Annotated in this window: 15 protein-coding genes and 1 other annotated feature; all 15 genes read left to right on the top strand. The window is 44.9% G+C overall.

Annotated elements, in window-relative coordinates:
• Positions 1-65: 65 nt before the first annotated feature.
• The 15 genes from rplK (at position 66) to rplC (ending at position 17,833) form a co-directional block, all read left to right on the top strand.
• Entirely contained in the window at positions 66-491 is a 426-nt protein-coding gene (gene rplK / locus ACWJJ5_RS18470; protein WP_003156430.1) for a 50S ribosomal protein L11, read from the top strand.
• 94 nt (positions 492-585) lie between these two features.
• A complete protein-coding gene (gene rplA, locus ACWJJ5_RS18475; RefSeq protein ID WP_003156431.1) occupies positions 586-1,284 on the top strand; it encodes a 50S ribosomal protein L1 in 699 nt (232 codons plus the stop codon).
• Positions 1,285-1,332: 48 nt separating this feature from the next.
• Positions 1,333-1,475: a sequence feature (ribosomal protein L10 leader region), on the top strand.
• 63 nt (positions 1,476-1,538) lie between these two features.
• The gene (gene rplJ, locus ACWJJ5_RS18480) at positions 1,539-2,039 is read left to right on the top strand and encodes a 50S ribosomal protein L10 (protein ID WP_003156433.1); all 501 of its coding nucleotides are present in this window, start codon (positions 1,539-1,541) and stop codon (positions 2,037-2,039) included.
• 41 nt (positions 2,040-2,080) lie between these two features.
• Positions 2,081-2,452, top strand: coding sequence for a 50S ribosomal protein L7/L12 (gene rplL / locus ACWJJ5_RS18485; protein WP_003156436.1), 372 nt, complete (start codon positions 2,081-2,083; stop codon positions 2,450-2,452).
• A gap of 91 nt (positions 2,453-2,543) precedes the next feature.
• Entirely contained in the window at positions 2,544-3,149 is a 606-nt protein-coding gene (locus ACWJJ5_RS18490) for a class I SAM-dependent methyltransferase (RefSeq protein WP_015388780.1), read from the top strand.
• Between the two features lie 244 nt (positions 3,150-3,393).
• Positions 3,394-6,975, top strand: coding sequence for a DNA-directed RNA polymerase subunit beta (gene rpoB, locus ACWJJ5_RS18495; RefSeq protein WP_003156440.1), 3,582 nt, complete (start codon positions 3,394-3,396; stop codon positions 6,973-6,975).
• Between the two features lie 62 nt (positions 6,976-7,037).
• Positions 7,038-10,637 (top strand): DNA-directed RNA polymerase subunit beta', encoded by a 3,600-nt coding sequence (gene rpoC, locus ACWJJ5_RS18500; RefSeq protein WP_007410398.1) that lies wholly within the window; start codon positions 7,038-7,040, stop codon positions 10,635-10,637.
• Between the two features lie 168 nt (positions 10,638-10,805).
• Positions 10,806-11,054, top strand: a complete 249-nt coding sequence (locus ACWJJ5_RS18505; RefSeq protein WP_003156443.1) for a 50S ribosomal protein L7ae-like protein — start codon at positions 10,806-10,808, stop codon at positions 11,052-11,054.
• Positions 11,055-11,169: 115 nt separating this feature from the next.
• Positions 11,170-11,586 (top strand): 30S ribosomal protein S12, encoded by a 417-nt coding sequence (rpsL, locus tag ACWJJ5_RS18510; protein ID WP_003156445.1) that lies wholly within the window; start codon positions 11,170-11,172, stop codon positions 11,584-11,586.
• Positions 11,587-11,626: 40 nt separating this feature from the next.
• Entirely contained in the window at positions 11,627-12,097 is a 471-nt protein-coding gene (gene rpsG / locus ACWJJ5_RS18515) for a 30S ribosomal protein S7 (RefSeq protein WP_003156447.1), read from the top strand.
• 52 nt (positions 12,098-12,149) lie between these two features.
• Entirely contained in the window at positions 12,150-14,228 is a 2,079-nt protein-coding gene (gene fusA, locus ACWJJ5_RS18520; RefSeq protein WP_007410399.1) for an elongation factor G, read from the top strand.
• Between the two features lie 119 nt (positions 14,229-14,347).
• Positions 14,348-15,538, top strand: a complete 1,191-nt coding sequence (gene tuf, locus ACWJJ5_RS18525; RefSeq protein ID WP_003156451.1) for an elongation factor Tu — start codon at positions 14,348-14,350, stop codon at positions 15,536-15,538.
• 103 nt (positions 15,539-15,641) lie between these two features.
• Complete coding sequence (locus ACWJJ5_RS18530; protein ID WP_454022609.1) at positions 15,642-16,607, top strand: alpha/beta fold hydrolase; 966 nt, start codon at positions 15,642-15,644, stop codon at positions 16,605-16,607.
• A gap of 248 nt (positions 16,608-16,855) precedes the next feature.
• Positions 16,856-17,164, top strand: coding sequence for a 30S ribosomal protein S10 (gene rpsJ / locus ACWJJ5_RS18535; RefSeq protein WP_003156464.1), 309 nt, complete (start codon positions 16,856-16,858; stop codon positions 17,162-17,164).
• A 39-nt stretch (positions 17,165-17,203) separates the two neighbouring features.
• Positions 17,204-17,833: a 50S ribosomal protein L3 gene (gene rplC / locus ACWJJ5_RS18540; RefSeq protein WP_003156465.1), complete on the top strand. Its 630-nt coding sequence runs from the start codon at positions 17,204-17,206 to the stop codon at positions 17,831-17,833.
• Positions 17,834-17,860: the final 27 nt, after the last annotated feature.

The following is a 17,860-nucleotide window of genomic DNA, read 5'->3' on the forward strand; positions in this document are numbered from 1 at the left end:
GAATGAAACCTTGAGTGGGAGGGTTTACCCTATTACCACATCACGGACTTAAGGAGGTGTGTCTCGTGGCTAAAAAAGTAGTAAAAGTTGTAAAATTGCAAATTCCTGCTGGAAAAGCTAACCCAGCGCCGCCAGTTGGACCTGCACTAGGTCAAGCCGGTGTAAATATCATGGGATTCTGTAAGGAGTTTAACGCTCGTACAGCTGACCAAGCTGGTTTAATCATTCCTGTTGAAATTTCGGTTTACGAAGACCGTTCATTTACATTTATTACAAAAACTCCGCCTGCTGCAGTATTACTTAAAAAAGCAGCTGGAATTGAGTCTGGTTCTGGTGAACCAAACCGTAATAAAGTGGCAACCGTTAAGCGCGATAAGGTTCGCGAAATCGCTGAAACGAAAATGCCTGACTTAAACGCAGCAGACGTTGAAGCGGCAATGCGCATGGTTGAAGGTACTGCCCGCAGTATGGGTATCGTTATCGAGGATTAATTTGTTTCTTGTCGGGTTGCGAGTTTTCACAAGTTCGCAACCCTTATTCGTGGGAGGTTATTCCGCTATAACCACATAAGGAGGAAATTTTAAAATGGCTAAAAAAGGTAAAAAGTACGTTGAAGCTGCGAAGCTTGTAGACCGTGCGAAAGCTTACGACGTCGCTGAAGCAGTGGCGCTTACTAAAAAAACAAACACAGCTAAATTCGACGCTACAGTTGAAGTTGCTTTTCGTTTAGGGGTTGACCCTCGTAAAAACGATCAGCAAATCCGCGGTGCAGTTGTACTTCCTAACGGAACTGGTAAAACTCAGCGCGTGCTTGTATTCGCTAAAGGCGAAAAAGCAAAAGAAGCTGAAGCTGCCGGTGCAGACTACGTCGGCGATTCTGATTACATCGCGAAAATCCAGCAAGGCTGGTTCGAATTCGATGTAATCGTTGCGACTCCTGACATGATGGGTGAAGTCGGTAAAATCGGCCGTGTGCTTGGACCAAAAGGTCTTATGCCAAACCCTAAAACAGGAACTGTTACATTCGAAGTAGAAAAAGCAATCGGCGAAATCAAAGCTGGTAAAGTAGAATACCGCGTTGACAAAGCTGGTAACATCCATGTTCCGATCGGAAAAGTTTCTTTCGAGGATGAAAAACTTGTTGAGAACTTCACAACAATGTATGATACAATCCTGAAAGCAAAACCGGCTGCGGCTAAAGGTGTTTACGTGAAAAACGTTGCCGTTACTTCTACTATGGGCCCTGGTGTCAAAGTAGACGCTTCTACTTTCAACGTAAAATAATATTTGACTTTAGATCAGCATTCTGATATGATTCAAAATGTTGTAAAATATAATATGTCATTTATACCGTAGACAGCAGGGGCCGTTGAGGCTTAATATCCTGCCGAGGTGTATATATATCACAGCTATTACGTTACGTATGCTTGTATATACAGCCTCCATGTCCACATGGAGGCTTTTTATATGAAATCGTCGTCACAGTCGTGATCACCTAGCGGTATAAGTGTTACACAAAATCTACAGGAGGTGTAACCATGAGCAGCGCAATTGATACAAAAAAAGTTGTTGTTGAAGAGATTGCTTCTAAACTGAAAGAAAGCAAATCAACGATCATCGTTGACTACCGCGGACTTAACGTTTCTGAAGTAACTGAACTCCGTAAACAGCTTCGCGAAGCTAACGTAGAGTTCAAAGTGTACAAAAACACAATGACTCGCCGTGCGGTTGAACAAGCTGAACTTGATGGTTTGAATGATGTCTTAACTGGACCGAATGCGATCGCATTCAGTACTGAAGATGTTGTCGCTCCGGCAAAAGTTCTTAACGAGTTCGCGAAAAATCACGAAGCTCTGGAAATCAAAGCGGGCGTTATCGAAGGAAAAGTATCTTCTGTTGAAGAAGTGAAAGCTCTTGCTGAACTTCCTTCACGCGATGGCTTACTTTCTATGTTGCTTAGCGTACTTCAAGCTCCAGTTCGCAACCTTGCACTTGCGGCTAAAGCAGTTGCAGACCAAAAGGAAGAACAAGGCGCTTAATCTGATTTTACCCTAAAATAATACAAATGGAGGAATTTCAAATGGCTTTAAATATCGAAGAAATCATTGCTTCCGTTAAAGAAGCAACTGTACTTGAATTGAACGACCTAGTAAAAGCAATCGAAGAAGAATTTGGCGTAACTGCTGCTGCTCCTGTAGCTGTAGCTGGCGGAGCTGCTGCTGGCGGCGCTGCTGAAGAGCAGAGCGAATTCGACCTTATCCTTGCTGGTGCAGGTTCTCAGAAAATCAAAGTTATCAAAGTTGTTCGTGAAATCACTGGTCTTGGCTTGAAAGAAGCTAAAGAACTTGTTGACAACACTCCAAAACCACTTAAAGAAGGTATTGCGAAAGAAGAAGCTGAAGAGCTTAAAGCTAAACTTGAAGAAGTTGGCGCTTCTGTAGAAGTTAAGTAATCTTCACTTGCCTGTAGGGGAAGCTCGCTTTTATGAGGCGGGCTTTTTCTTTGCTTTTCTTTAAGTGCAATTAAAAAAGGAGGTTCTAATAATGAGTGAACACTATTATTCAGAAAAACCTTCAGTTAAAAGCGATAAACAGACATGGTCATTTACACTGCGGAACAGATCTTATACATTCACAAGTGACAGCGGCGTTTTCTCGAAAAAGGAAGTTGATTTCGGTTCGCGTGTCTTAATTGAAGCGTTTGAAGAGCCGGAGATCGATGGTGACTTCCTGGATGCAGGCTGCGGTTACGGCCCGATCGGTCTGTCGCTCGCCGGTGCATTTACAGACCGGACCGTGCACATGATTGACGTGAATGAAAGAGCCGTAGAGCTGTCAAATGAAAATGCAGAAAAAAACGGAATAAAAAACGTTCGGATTTATCAGAGTGATTTATTTTCAAATATTGATTCTGCTCAAACATTTGCTTCTATTATTACAAACCCCCCAATCCGCGCCGGAAAAAAAGTTGTCCATGCCATTTTTGAAAAAAGCGCTGAGCATTTAAGGGCTTCAGGTGAATTGTGGATCGTTATACAGAAAAAACAGGGCGGGCCTTCTGCCATTGAAAAACTGAAGGAGCTTTTTGACGAAGTTTCTGTAGTTCAAAAAAAGAAAGGCTATTATATCATAAAAGCAAAAAAAGTTTGACTTGAATTTTCAGCTATGTTAATATTGTAAAATGCCAATGTATATATTTTGCATGATATGCTCAAATAATCATAGTTCATGTATAAATTATACAAACATGGAAATGCTAATAAAATCGGTATTTGTTTTTGGATGTGGTTTTCTTAATTAGAAACCCTTTTTTCTTTTGTCTTGTAAAAGTATTTCTTTATCGTAAGAGATGCTTATTACACATATAATACGCATGATTTGAGGGGTGAATCAGTTGACAGGTCAACTAGTTCAGTATGGACGACACCGCCAGCGCAGAAGCTATGCTCGCATTAGCGAAGTGTTAGAATTACCAAATCTCATTGAAATTCAAACCTCTTCTTATCAGTGGTTTCTTGATGAGGGTCTTAGAGAGATGTTTCAAGACATATCACCAATTGAGGATTTCACTGGTAACCTCTCTCTAGAGTTCATTGACTACAGTTTAGGAGATCCTAAGTATCCCGTTGAAGAGTCAAAAGAACGTGATGTGACTTACTCAGCTCCGCTAAGAGTGAAGGTTCGTTTAATTAACAAAGAAACTGGAGAGGTAAAAGACCAGGATGTCTTCATGGGTGATTTCCCTATTATGACAGATACCGGTACTTTTATCATCAACGGTGCAGAACGTGTTATCGTATCTCAGCTTGTTCGGTCTCCAAGTGTATATTTCAGTGGTAAAGTAGACAAAAACGGTAAAAAAGGTTTTACCGCGACTGTCATTCCAAACCGTGGCGCATGGTTAGAATACGAAACTGATGCGAAAGATGTTGTGTATGTCCGCATTGATCGCACACGTAAGTTGCCGGTTACGGTTCTTTTGCGTGCTCTCGGCTTCGGTTCCGACCAAGAGATTCTCGATCTCATTGGTGAGAACGAATATCTCCGCAATACACTGGATAAGGACAACACCGAAAACAGTGACAAAGCGCTTCTTGAAATCTATGAGCGCCTTCGTCCCGGAGAGCCGCCTACAGTAGAAAACGCAAAAAGCTTGCTGGATTCCCGTTTCTTCGATCCGAAGCGATACGACCTTGCGAATGTAGGACGCTATAAAATTAATAAAAAGCTTCATATCAAGAACCGCCTGTTTAACCAGCGCCTTGCAGAAACACTGGTGGATCCGGAAACCGGTGAAATTCTCGCTGAAAAAGGGCAGATTCTTGACAGAAGAACACTTGATAAAGTACTGCCGTACTTAGAAAATGGAATCGGCTTCAGAAAGCTTTATCCTAACGGCGGCGTTGTCGAGGATGAAGTGATGCTTCAATCCATTAAAATCTATGCTCCTACTGATGCAGAAGGAGAGCAGACGATCAATGTGATCGGCAATGCTTACATCGAAGAGGCGATTAAAAACATTACGCCTGCTGATATTATTTCTTCTATCAGCTACTTCTTCAACCTCCTGCACGGAGTGGGCGACACTGATGATATCGACCATCTCGGAAACCGCCGTCTGCGTTCTGTAGGTGAGCTCCTGCAAAACCAATTCCGTATCGGTTTAAGCCGGATGGAACGTGTCGTACGTGAAAGAATGTCTATTCAAGACACGAATACAATTACGCCGCAGCAGCTGATTAACATCAGACCTGTTATTGCGTCTATTAAAGAGTTCTTCGGAAGCTCACAGCTTTCTCAATTCATGGATCAGACGAACCCGCTTGCTGAATTGACGCACAAACGCCGTCTGTCAGCTCTCGGACCGGGCGGTTTGACACGTGAGCGCGCAGGTATGGAAGTACGTGACGTTCACTACTCTCACTACGGCCGTATGTGTCCGATTGAAACGCCTGAGGGCCCTAACATCGGTTTGATCAACTCATTGTCATCATTTGCGAAAGTAAACCGCTTTGGTTTCATTGAGACGCCATACCGCCGCGTTGATCCTGAAACAGGAAAAGTAACGCCTAGAATCGACTACCTGACTGCTGATGAAGAGGATAACTATGTCGTAGCCCAAGCGAATGCTAAGCTGAGCGATGACGGTTCTTTCTTGGATGACAGCATCGTAGCGCGTTTCAGAGGGGAAAACACCGTTGTAGCCCGCAACCGCGTGGATTACATGGACGTATCTCCTAAACAGGTTGTATCTGCTGCGACAGCATGTATTCCGTTCTTGGAAAACGATGACTCGAACCGCGCCCTCATGGGAGCGAACATGCAGCGTCAGGCTGTGCCTTTGATGCAGCCGGAAGCTCCGATCGTCGGAACGGGTATGGAATACGTATCCGGTAAAGACTCCGGTGCAGCCGTTATTTGTAAACACCCTGGTATCGTAGAACGGGTGGAAGCGAAAAACGTATGGGTGCGCCGCTATGAAGAAATTGACGGTCAAAAAGTAAAAGGCAACCTGGATAAGTACAGCTTGCTGAAATTCGTCCGCTCCAACCAAGGTACGTGCTACAACCAGCGTCCGATCGTCAGTGTCGGCGATGAAGTAGTCAAAGGAGAAATCCTTGCTGACGGACCTTCAATGGAGCTTGGTGAACTTGCTCTCGGCCGCAACGTAATGGTCGGCTTCATGACATGGGACGGTTACAACTATGAGGATGCCATCATCATGAGTGAACGCCTTGTGAAAGATGATGTATACACATCTATTCACATTGAAGAATATGAATCAGAAGCACGTGATACAAAGCTTGGACCGGAAGAGATCACCCGCGATATTCCAAACGTAGGGGAAGACGCGCTTCGCAACCTTGATGACCGCGGAATTATCCGTATCGGCGCGGAAGTCAACGACGGAGACCTTCTCGTAGGTAAAGTAACGCCTAAAGGTGTAACTGAGCTTACGGCTGAAGAACGCCTTCTTCATGCGATCTTTGGAGAAAAAGCGCGTGAAGTCCGTGATACTTCTCTCCGTGTGCCTCACGGCGGCGGCGGAATTATCCACGACGTAAAAGTCTTCAACCGTGAAGACGGCGACGAACTTCCTCCGGGAGTGAACCAGCTTGTACGCGTATATATCGTTCAGAAACGTAAGATTTCTGAAGGTGATAAAATGGCCGGACGTCACGGAAACAAAGGGGTTATCTCGAAGATTCTTCCTGAAGAAGATATGCCTTACCTTCCTGACGGCACGCCGATCGATATCATGCTTAACCCGCTGGGTGTACCATCACGTATGAATATCGGTCAGGTATTAGAACTTCACATGGGTATGGCTGCCCGCTACCTCGGCATTCACATCGCGTCACCTGTATTTGACGGCGCGCGTGAAGAAGATGTGTGGGAAACACTTGAAGAAGCAGGCATGTCAAGAGACGCTAAAACAGTTCTTTATGACGGCCGTACGGGAGAACCGTTCGACAACCGTGTATCAGTCGGAATCATGTACATGATCAAACTGGCGCACATGGTTGATGATAAACTTCATGCCCGTTCTACAGGTCCTTACTCACTTGTTACGCAGCAGCCTCTCGGCGGTAAAGCCCAATTCGGCGGACAGCGTTTCGGTGAGATGGAGGTTTGGGCGCTTGAAGCTTACGGCGCAGCTTACACGCTTCAAGAAATCCTGACTGTGAAGTCCGATGACGTGGTCGGACGTGTGAAAACATATGAAGCCATCGTCAAAGGCGACAATGTTCCAGAGCCTGGTGTTCCGGAATCATTCAAAGTATTGATCAAAGAGCTTCAAAGCTTAGGTATGGACGTAAAAATCCTCTCAGGCGATGAAGAAGAAATAGAAATGAGAGATCTAGAAGACGAGGAAGATGCGAAACAGGCTGACGGCCTTGCATTATCAGGTGATGAAGCGCCGGAAGAAACAGCATCTCCAGACGTTGAACGTGACGCAGTAACGAAAGAATAGTCTCTGATTGATAAAGGCAAGTGACATCGGTTAATCCGAAGATAAAAAGGGAGGTAGGCCCCTTGCTAGATGTGAACAATTTTGAGTATATGAACATCGGTCTTGCTTCACCGGATAAAATCCGTTCATGGTCTTTTGGTGAAGTGAAAAAGCCTGAAACGATAAACTATCGTACGTTGAAACCTGAAAAGGACGGCCTGTTTTGCGAACGCATTTTCGGACCGACTAAGGACTGGGAATGTCATTGCGGCAAGTACAAGCGGGTTCGTTATAAAGGCGTAGTTTGTGACCGTTGCGGAGTTGAAGTAACGCGGGCTAAAGTCCGTCGTGAGAGAATGGGGCATATTGAACTGGCTGCCCCGGTTTCTCACATTTGGTATTTCAAAGGTATTCCGAGCCGTATGGGTCTTGTATTGGATATGTCACCGCGTGCGCTGGAAGAAGTTATTTACTTTGCTTCTTACGTCGTAACTGACCCGGCCAATACACCGCTCGAAAAGAAACAGCTTTTATCTGAAAAGGAATACCGTGCGTATCTGGATAAGTACGGAAACAAATTCCAAGCCTCTATGGGTGCGGAAGCCATTAATAAACTTCTGCAGGACATCGACCTTGTCAAAGAAGTTGATATGTTAAAAGAAGAGCTGAAGACTTCTCAAGGACAGCGCCGTACACGTGCGATCAAACGCCTTGAAGTGCTTGAAGCCTTCCGTAATTCAGGAAACAAGCCGTCTTGGATGATCCTTGACGTGCTTCCGGTTATTCCGCCTGAATTAAGACCGATGGTTCAGCTTGACGGCGGACGTTTCGCAACGTCTGACCTGAACGACCTTTACCGTCGTGTCATCAACCGTAATAACCGTTTAAAACGTCTGTTAGACCTCGGCGCGCCAAGCATCATCGTTCAGAACGAAAAACGTATGCTTCAGGAAGCAGTCGACGCTCTGATTGACAACGGACGCCGCGGCCGTCCGGTTACCGGACCGGGTAACCGTCCGCTTAAATCTCTTTCTCATATGCTGAAAGGGAAACAAGGGCGTTTCCGTCAGAACCTTCTCGGTAAACGTGTAGACTACTCAGGCCGTTCCGTTATCGTCGTAGGTCCGCATCTGAAAATGTATCAGTGCGGTTTGCCGAAGGAAATGGCGCTTGAGCTCTTCAAGCCTTTCGTCATGAAAGAGCTTGTTGAAAAAGGCCTTGCTCACAATATCAAGAGCGCAAAACGCAAAATCGAACGCGTGCAGCCTGAAGTATGGGATGTACTTGAATCTGTCATTAAGGAGCATCCGGTCTTACTGAACCGTGCCCCTACTCTTCACAGATTAGGTATCCAGGCTTTCGAACCGACGCTTGTTGAAGGACGCGCCATCCGTCTTCACCCGTTAGTATGTACAGCTTATAACGCTGACTTTGACGGTGACCAAATGGCGGTTCACGTACCTTTATCAGCTGAGGCTCAAGCTGAGGCGCGCATTCTGATGCTTGCGGCCCAAAACATCTTGAACCCTAAAGATGGTAAACCGGTTGTTACGCCGTCTCAGGATATGGTATTAGGAAACTACTACCTGACGCTTGAGCGCGCCGGAGCAGTCGGCGAGGGTATGGTTTTCAAAAATACGGACGAAGCGCTTCTTGCTTATCAAAACGGTTATGTTCACCTTCATACGAGAGTAGCTGTTGCAGCGAACTCCCTTAAGAATGTGACATTTACTGAAGAACAGCGTTCAAAATTGTTAATTACAACTGTCGGTAAGCTCGTCTTCAATGAAATTCTTCCGGAATCATTCCCTTACATGAATGAACCAACGAAGAGCAACATTGAAGAGAAGACACCTGACCGTTTCTTCTTAGATAAAGGTGCTGACGTAAAAGCTGTGATTGCTGAGCAGCCGATCAACGCACCGTTTAAAAAAGGTATTTTGGGTAAAATCATCGCGGAAATCTTTAAACGATTCCATATCACGGAAACGTCTAAAATGCTTGACCGCATGAAAAACCTCGGTTTCAGATATTCAACGAAAGCCGGCATCACAGTAGGGGTTTCTGATATCGTCGTTCTCGATGATAAACAGGAAATCCTTGAAGAAGCACAAAGCAAAGTGGATAATGTTCTGAAACAGTTCAGACGCGGTTTAATCACCGAAGAAGAACGTTATGAAAGAGTCATTTCAATTTGGAGTTCAGCGAAAGATGTTATCCAAGGCAAACTGATGAAATCATTAGACGAAGTCAACCCGATCTACATGATGAGTGATTCAGGAGCCCGTGGTAACGCATCTAACTTTACACAGCTTGCGGGTATGCGCGGTCTGATGGCCAACCCGGCTGGACGAATCATTGAATTGCCGATTAAATCAAGTTTCCGTGAAGGTCTGACAGTATTGGAGTACTTTATCTCCACTCACGGTGCGCGTAAAGGTCTTGCCGATACCGCCCTGAAAACTGCTGACTCAGGTTACCTTACACGCCGTCTTGTTGATGTTGCGCAGGATGTTATCATTCGTGAAACAGATTGCGGAACAGACCGCGGTATTCTTGCAAAACCGCTCAAAGAAGGCACGGAAATCATCGAGCGTCTGGAAGAGCGTCTGATCGGACGTTTCGCCAGAAAACAGATCAAACATCCTGAAACGGGTGCTGTGCTCATTAACGAAAATGAATTGATCGATGAAGATAAAGCGCTGGAAATCGTTGAAGCCGGAATCGAAGAAGTGTGGATCCGTTCCGCGTTCACATGTAACACTCCTCATGGTGTATGTAAACGATGCTACGGACGAAACCTTGCAACCGGAACTGATGTTGAAGTCGGCGAAGCAGTAGGTATTATCGCCGCTCAATCTATCGGTGAGCCTGGAACACAGTTAACGATGCGTACGTTCCACACAGGCGGGGTTGCCGGAGACGATATCACACAAGGTCTTCCGCGTATCCAAGAGCTTTTCGAAGCGCGTAATCCTAAAGGTCAAGCGACGATTTCTGAGATTGACGGTACAATTGCCGAAATCAATGAAGTCCGCGACAAACAGCAGGAGATTGTTGTTCAGGGCGCTGTTGAGACCCGTTCATATACGGCACCTTACAACTCACGCCTGAAAGTGGCTGAGGGTGATCAGATTACCCGCGGTCAAGTGCTGACAGAAGGTTCAATCGATCCGAAAGAACTTCTTAAAGTCACTGACCTGACGACGGTTCAGGAATATCTTCTGCATGAGGTTCAGAAGGTTTACCGTATGCAGGGGGTTGAAATCGGCGATAAACACGTAGAAGTAATGGTTCGCCAGATGCTTCGCAAAGTCCGTGTAATCGATGCCGGAGATACTGATGTTCTCCCTGGCACATTGCTTGATATTCACCAATTTACAGAAGCGAACAAAAAAGTGCTGCTTGAAGGCAATCGACCTGCTACAGGCCGTCCTGTCCTTCTCGGTATCACGAAAGCTTCACTCGAGACGGATTCATTCTTGTCTGCCGCATCATTCCAGGAAACAACACGCGTTCTTACAGATGCTGCGATTAAAGGCAAGCGCGATGAACTTCTCGGCCTGAAAGAGAATGTCATCATCGGTAAACTGGTTCCGGCCGGTACCGGTATGATGAATTACAGAAAAGTAAAACCTGTTTCAAACGTTCAGCCTTCAGAAGATATGGTTCCGGCTGAATAACAGAAACTGCTGCAGGAAAGGCTGTTTCGACAGCTTTTCCTCAGTATTACAATTATTCTGGCGGGGGACTGCACTAAAAAATGTCATACGTTGTTGACATCCGTCCCGCAGAGTGATAATATAACCAAGGTGCTCGAAATAAAACCTGTTACTTTGGAGGATATGTTTATGTCTTATGATAAAGTATCACAGGCCAAATCAATTATTATTGGTACGAAGCAAACAGTGAAAGCTCTAAAACGAGGTTCAGTGAAGGAAGTCGTCGTGGCAAAAGACGCGGATTCAGTTCTTACGGCTGGCGTTATCCAGCTTGCAAAGAACCAAAATACCGCTGTCTGTATGGTGGATTCCATGAAAAAGCTCGGCAAAGCCTGCGGAATTGAAGTGGGAGCAGCAGCTGTTGCCATTATGTTATAGCGTACTTTTTGTTTTTATATAAGATATCAATCTTGTGTAAAGACATTGTTTTTTGCCTAATGATGAACCACCTGGGTATGTGGGTTATAAAACGTAATGAAGGGAGGAACACAACATGCCTACAATTAATCAGCTAATTCGCAAGGGACGCGTGAGCAAAGTTGAAAACTCTAAGTCACCTGCACTAAACAAAGGATACAACAGCTTTAAAAAAGAGCACACTAACGTATCTTCTCCACAAAAACGCGGGGTATGTACTCGTGTGGGTACAATGACACCGAAAAAACCGAACTCAGCACTTCGTAAATATGCTCGTGTTCGTTTGACTAACGGAATCGAGGTTACTGCCTACATTCCTGGTATCGGTCACAACCTGCAAGAGCACAGCGTTGTACTGATCCGCGGCGGACGTGTAAAAGACTTACCGGGGGTACGCTACCACATCGTTCGTGGCGCGCTTGATACTGCCGGAGTTGAAAACCGTGCGCAAGGCCGTTCTAAATACGGTACGAAACGTCCTAAAGCAAAGTAATAATAATAAATCATTAAAACAATGAAGGGAGGATATTCAGATGCCACGTAAAGGTCCTGTAGCAAAAAGAGATGTTTTACCTGATCCGCTTTACAACTCTAAGCTGGTATCCCGCCTGATCAACAAAATGATGATCGACGGTAAAAAAGGTAAATCTCAAACAATCCTATACAAGTCATTCGATATCATTAAAGAACGCACTGGCAATGATGCAATGGAGGTTTTCGAACAAGCATTGAAAAACATCATGCCTGTACTTGAAGTAAAAGCACGCCGTGTAGGTGGAGCTAACTACCAAGTGCCTGTAGAAGTTCGTCCTGAACGCCGTACAACTCTTGGTCTTCGCTGGTTGGTTAACTATGCGCGTCTTCGCGGAGAAAAAACAATGGAAGAGCGCCTGGCTAACGAAATTCTTGATGCAGCTAACAACACTGGTGCTGCCGTTAAGAAACGTGAAGACACTCACAAGATGGCAGAAGCGAACAAAGCATTTGCTCACTACCGCTGGTAGGATTCATATAATCAAAATAATAATTCCCTAATAAGGAAGGAGAAATTACCCAATGGCAAGAGAGTTCTCCTTAGAAAAAACTCGTAATATCGGGATCATGGCTCACATTGATGCCGGTAAAACGACTACTACAGAACGGATCTTGTTCTACACAGGCCGTATCCACAAAATTGGCGAAACTCACGAAGGTGCTTCGCAAATGGACTGGATGGAGCAGGAACAAGAACGCGGTATCACAATCACTTCTGCAGCAACGACTGCACAGTGGAAAGGTTACCGTGTAAACATCATCGATACACCGGGACACGTAGACTTCACAGTTGAAGTTGAACGTTCACTCCGTGTACTTGATGGTGCGGTTGCCGTACTTGATGCTCAATCAGGTGTTGAGCCTCAGACAGAAACAGTATGGCGCCAAGCAACAACTTACGGAGTACCGCGTGTTGTATTTGTCAACAAAATGGACAAAATCGGCGCAGACTTCCTTTACTCTGTAGGCACTTTAAGAGACCGTCTTCAAGCTAACGCTCACGCAATTCAATTGCCGATCGGCGCTGAAGACAACTTCGAAGGTATCATCGACTTAGTAGAAAACGTTGCGTATTTCTACGAAGATGACCTTGGAACTCGTTCAGATGCGAAAGAAATCCCTGAAGAGTACAAAGAGCAAGCTGAAGAGCTTCGCAGCAGCCTGATTGAAGCTGTAGCTGAGCTTGATGAAGAGCTTATGGAAAAGTACCTTGAAGGTGAAGAAATCACTATCCCTGAACTGAAAGCTGCTATCCGTAAAGGTACACTGAATGTTGAATTCTACCCTGTACTTGTTGGATCTGCTTTCAAAAACAAAGGTGTTCAGCTTGTACTTGATGCTGTTCTTGACTACCTTCCTGCGCCAACTGATGTTGCTGCAATCAAAGGTGTACGTCCTGACACAGATGAAGAGATCGTTCGTCATTCTTCTGATGAAGAGCCGTTCTCTGCACTTGCATTTAAAGTTATGACTGACCCTTATGTCGGTAAGCTGACATTCTTCCGCGTATATTCCGGTACACTTGATTCCGGTTCATATGTAAAGAACTCTACAAAAGGCAAGCGTGAGCGCGTAGGACGTATCCTTCAAATGCACGCTAACAGCCGTGAAGAGATCTCTACTGTTTACGCTGGAGACATCGCAGCTGCTGTAGGTCTAAAAGATACTTCTACTGGAGATACTCTATGTGATGAAAAGGATCTTGTAATCCTTGAATCAATGGAATTCCCAGAGCCTGTTATCGACGTAGCGATTGAGCCTAAATCAAAAGCTGACCAAGATAAAATGGGTATCGCTTTAGCGAAACTTGCTGAAGAAGATCCTACATTCCGTACACAAACAAACCCTGAAACGGGTCAAACAATCATCTCTGGTATGGGTGAGCTTCACCTTGATATCATTGTTGATCGTATGAAGCGTGAGTTCAAAGTTGAAGCTAACGTTGGTGCTCCTCAAGTTGCGTACCGTGAGACATTCCGTACCGGTGCAAAAGTTGAAGGTAAATTCGTACGTCAATCAGGCGGACGCGGTCAGTTCGGTCACGTTTGGATCGAATTTGAACCGAACGAAGAAGGCGCTGGCTTTGAATTCGAAAACGCAATCGTCGGTGGTGTTGTTCCTCGTGAATACATCCCAGCCGTACAAGCAGGTCTTGAAGACTCTCTTGAAAATGGTGTCCTAGCCGGATTCCCGCTAATCGACATCAAGGCGAAACTTTTTGATGGATCTTACCATGATGTTGACTCAAACGAAATGGCGTTTAAAGTCGCTGCTTCTATGGCATTGAAAAATGCAGTCAGCAAATGTAACCCAGTTCTTCTTGAACCAATCATGAAAGTTGAAGTTGTTATTCCTGAAGAATACATGGGAGACATCATGGGTGATGTTACTTCTCGTCGCGGACGCGTAGAAGGTATGGAAGCTCGCGGTAACGCTCAAGTTGTGCGTGCGATGGTACCTCTTGCTGAAATGTTCGGTTACGCTACTGCCCTTCGTTCTAACACGCAAGGACGCGGTACGTTCACAATGTTCATGGATCACTACGAAGAAGTGCCGAAGAGCATCGCTGAAGAAATTATCAAAAAAAATAAAGGCGAATAATTGATTTTGCCACTTAACTCAAGTATAACTACTATTGTAAGATGAGGAAGTGAGAGCTTGCTTTCACTTTCTATCACTCTATACATTACTAATTAAAAGCTCTTAAGGAGGATTTTAGAATGGCTAAAGAAAAATTCGACCGTTCCAAATCACATGCCAATATCGGTACAATTGGACACGTTGACCATGGTAAAACAACATTAACTGCTGCTATCTCAACAGTACTTCATAAGAAATCTGGTAAAGGTACAGCTATGGCGTACGATCAAATTGATGGTGCTCCAGAAGAACGTGAGCGCGGTATCACAATCTCTACTGCACACGTTGAGTACGAAACTGACACTCGTCACTATGCACACGTTGACTGCCCAGGACACGCTGACTATGTTAAAAACATGATCACTGGTGCTGCGCAAATGGACGGAGCTATCCTTGTAGTATCTGCTGCTGATGGCCCAATGCCGCAAACTCGTGAGCACATCCTTCTTTCTAAAAACGTTGGTGTACCATACATCGTAGTATTCCTTAACAAATGCGACATGGTAGACGACGAAGAGCTTCTTGAGCTTGTTGAAATGGAAGTTCGCGATCTTCTTAGCGAATACGACTTCCCTGGTGATGATGTACCAGTTGTTAAAGGTTCTGCTCTTAAAGCTCTTGAAGGCGATGCTGAGTACGAAGAAAAAATTCTTGAACTTATGGCTGCAGTTGATGAGTACATCCCAACTCCAGAACGCGACACTGAAAAACCATTCATGATGCCAGTTGAGGACGTATTCTCAATCACTGGTCGTGGTACAGTTGCTACTGGCCGTGTAGAACGCGGACAAGTTAAAGTCGGTGACGAAGTTGAAATCATCGGTCTTCAAGAAGAAAACAGCAAAACAACTGTTACAGGTGTTGAAATGTTCCGTAAGCTTCTTGACTACGCTGAAGCTGGAGACAACATCGGTGCACTTCTTCGCGGTGTAGCTCGTGAAGACATCCAACGTGGACAAGTACTTGCTAAACCAGGTACAATCACTCCACACAGCAAATTCAAAGCTGAAGTTTACGTTCTTTCTAAAGAAGAGGGTGGACGTCATACTCCATTCTTCTCTAACTACCGTCCTCAGTTCTACTTCCGTACAACTGACGTAACTGGTATCATCAATCTTCCAGAAGGCGTAGAAATGGTTATGCCTGGAGATAACACTGAAATGATCGTTGAACTTATCTCTACAATCGCTATCGAAGAAGGAACTCGTTTCTCTATTCGTGAAGGCGGACGTACAGTTGGTTCAGGCGTTGTTTCTACAATCACTGAGTAATCGACTCGTTCATTAATGCGGGGTCCCTTATGGGGCCTCGTTTTTTTGTTTCCCCGCTGATTCCATGTATAATAGAACGTATACAAATTTTAGGAGAAGACCGATGGACGATAACTTCAAGAAAACCAATCGTATTTCAATGCTTCAGCAATTGCTGATTAATGGCAGTGAACAAACCATTATGATTAATGGTGATGACAGGAGTAATCCGCTGCTTTTGTTTTTGCACGGCGGTCCCGGCACGCCTCAAATCGGCTATGCGAGAAAATACCAGAATAAGCTGGAAAAGCATTTCACCGTTGTGAACTGGGATCAGAGAGGGGCGGGTCTCTCTTATTCAAAGGAGATTCCGGGTTCATCTATGACTTTGGATCAGCTGACAGCTGACACCATTCAGCTGACCGAACGCTTATGCGAGCAATTCAGCAGGCAAAAAATATATATCGCCGGCTATTCGTGGGGCTCAGTTCTGGCGCTTCATGTTCTTCAAGAGAAACCTGATTTGTATTATGCGTATATCGGTATCAGTCAGGTGGTTAATATTCAAAAGGAAGAAACGGAAGCTTACCGGCTGATGATGGAATGGAGCAGGCAACACAAACATATCCTGCTGGAAAAGACGCTGAGCTTTATCGGAGCACCTCCATGGGAGAAAATGCTGCAGCGAACGTTGTTTCTGCTTTGTATCGAGATGAGGGGAGGGGGCTTTACCCATCATCCGATCGGCGCTCTTAAAGCAGGGGGGCGAATGCTGTTTGGTGAACCGTACGGTGTGAGAGGGAGCTTCTTAGCCGCGCGGGGACAAATGTTCAGCCTGAAACACCTGTGGGAGGATCTCATTTCCTTTGATGCAGGGGAATCAGTTTCTTCTATTGTAATACCGTGCTGTTTTATGTCAGGGAGATACGATTTGACGGTTCCGGGGACGACGTCTTATGAATATTATCAGAAGGTTGATACGCCGTATAAAGAATGGCATTGGTTTGAGAACTCAGCCCATTCGCCTCACTTGGAGGAACCGGATCGCTTTGCCGAAGTTGTCAGCCGGTTCGCATCGTTCCATCTCTGAAAGAAAACAGTCATATCCTTGATTAATCATGGTATCACCTGTATAATAATCAAAGTGTGAAAACCACAAGGTTCTTTAAATAAACCTTGCAACATGCGTCTATTTTCTGTATAATAGTGTATGTTGGTCTTTGACTGCGATGAAGTGAGAGGTTGCTGACACACCCGGCCGCTTTGCCATGGCAAGGTGATCAGGTTTTTCTCACGGAGAACTGTCTAACGTGATGTAGGCGAAAAGGAGGGAAAATAATGGCAAAACAAAAAATTCGTATTCGTTTAAAAGCATATGATCATAGAATCCTTGATCAATCTGCAGAGAAGATTGTTGAAACGGCAAAACGTTCTGGTGCCAGCGTATCTGGTCCGATTCCGTTGCCAACTGAAAAATCAGTTTACACAATCCTTCGTGCGGTGCACAAATACAAAGATTCTCGTGAGCAATTTGAAATGCGTACACATAAACGTTTAATCGACATTGTGAACCCAACACCACAAACTGTTGATGCTCTCATGCGATTAGACTTACCATCTGGTGTCGATATCGAAATCAAACTTTAATTCTAAAATATAGAATGATCTTAATAGGAGGTGTGACGAATGACCAAAGGAATCTTAGGAAGAAAAATTGGTATGACGCAAGTATTCGCAGAGAACGGTGATCTTATCCCGGTAACTGTTATTGAAGCAGCTCCAAACGTTGTTCTTCAAAAGAAAACAGCTGAAAATGATGGCTATGAAGCGATCCAGCTTGGTTTTGACGATAAGCGCGAAAAGCTTTCAAACAAACCGGAAAAAGGACACGTTGCAAAAGCGGAAACTGCTCCTAAGCGCTTCGTTAAAGAATTACGCGGCGTGGATATGGATGCGTATGAAATTGGTCAGGAAGTCAAGGTTGAAATTTTCTCTGCAGGAGAAATCGTAGATGTAACAGGAGTATCTAAAGGTAAAGGTTTCCAAGGTGCAATCAAGCGCCACGGACAATCTCGCGGACCTATGTCTCACGGTTCACGCTACCACCGTCGTCCTGGTTCAATGGGACCTGTAGATCCTAACCGTGTATTCAAAGGTAAACTATTACCTGGACGCATGGGCGGAGATCAAATCACTGTCCAAAACCTTGAAGTCGTAAAAGTAGATGCTGAGCGCAATCTTCTTTTGATTAAAGGTAACGTACCTGGTGCGAGAAAAGCTTTAATCACTGTTAAAAGTGCTGTTAAATCTAAATAAGTCTCTTAGGAAAGGAGGAAATTGATC

This window comes from Bacillus sp. JK74 (genome assembly GCF_053663395.1).

What these genes read in the sequence shown, in the direction of transcription:
- rpsJ (WP_003156464.1), top strand. Translation starts at nt 16,856, where the DNA reads ATGGCAAAACAAAAAATTCGTATTCGTTTAAAAGCATATGATCATAGA.
- tuf (WP_003156451.1), top strand. Translation starts at nt 14,348, where the DNA reads ATGGCTAAAGAAAAATTCGACCGTTCCAAATCACATGCCAATATCGGT.
- rplA (WP_003156431.1), top strand. Translation starts at nt 586, where the DNA reads ATGGCTAAAAAAGGTAAAAAGTACGTTGAAGCTGCGAAGCTTGTAGAC.
- ACWJJ5_RS18530 (WP_454022609.1), top strand. Translation starts at nt 15,642, where the DNA reads ATGGACGATAACTTCAAGAAAACCAATCGTATTTCAATGCTTCAGCAA.
- rplL (WP_003156436.1), top strand. Translation starts at nt 2,081, where the DNA reads ATGGCTTTAAATATCGAAGAAATCATTGCTTCCGTTAAAGAAGCAACT.
- rpsG (WP_003156447.1), top strand. Translation starts at nt 11,627, where the DNA reads ATGCCACGTAAAGGTCCTGTAGCAAAAAGAGATGTTTTACCTGATCCG.
- rplJ (WP_003156433.1), top strand. Translation starts at nt 1,539, where the DNA reads ATGAGCAGCGCAATTGATACAAAAAAAGTTGTTGTTGAAGAGATTGCT.
- ACWJJ5_RS18505 (WP_003156443.1), top strand. Translation starts at nt 10,806, where the DNA reads ATGTCTTATGATAAAGTATCACAGGCCAAATCAATTATTATTGGTACG.
- rplC (WP_003156465.1), top strand. Translation starts at nt 17,204, where the DNA reads ATGACCAAAGGAATCTTAGGAAGAAAAATTGGTATGACGCAAGTATTC.
- rpsL (WP_003156445.1), top strand. Translation starts at nt 11,170, where the DNA reads ATGCCTACAATTAATCAGCTAATTCGCAAGGGACGCGTGAGCAAAGTT.
- ACWJJ5_RS18490 (WP_015388780.1), top strand. Translation starts at nt 2,544, where the DNA reads ATGAGTGAACACTATTATTCAGAAAAACCTTCAGTTAAAAGCGATAAA.
- fusA (WP_007410399.1), top strand. Translation starts at nt 12,150, where the DNA reads ATGGCAAGAGAGTTCTCCTTAGAAAAAACTCGTAATATCGGGATCATG.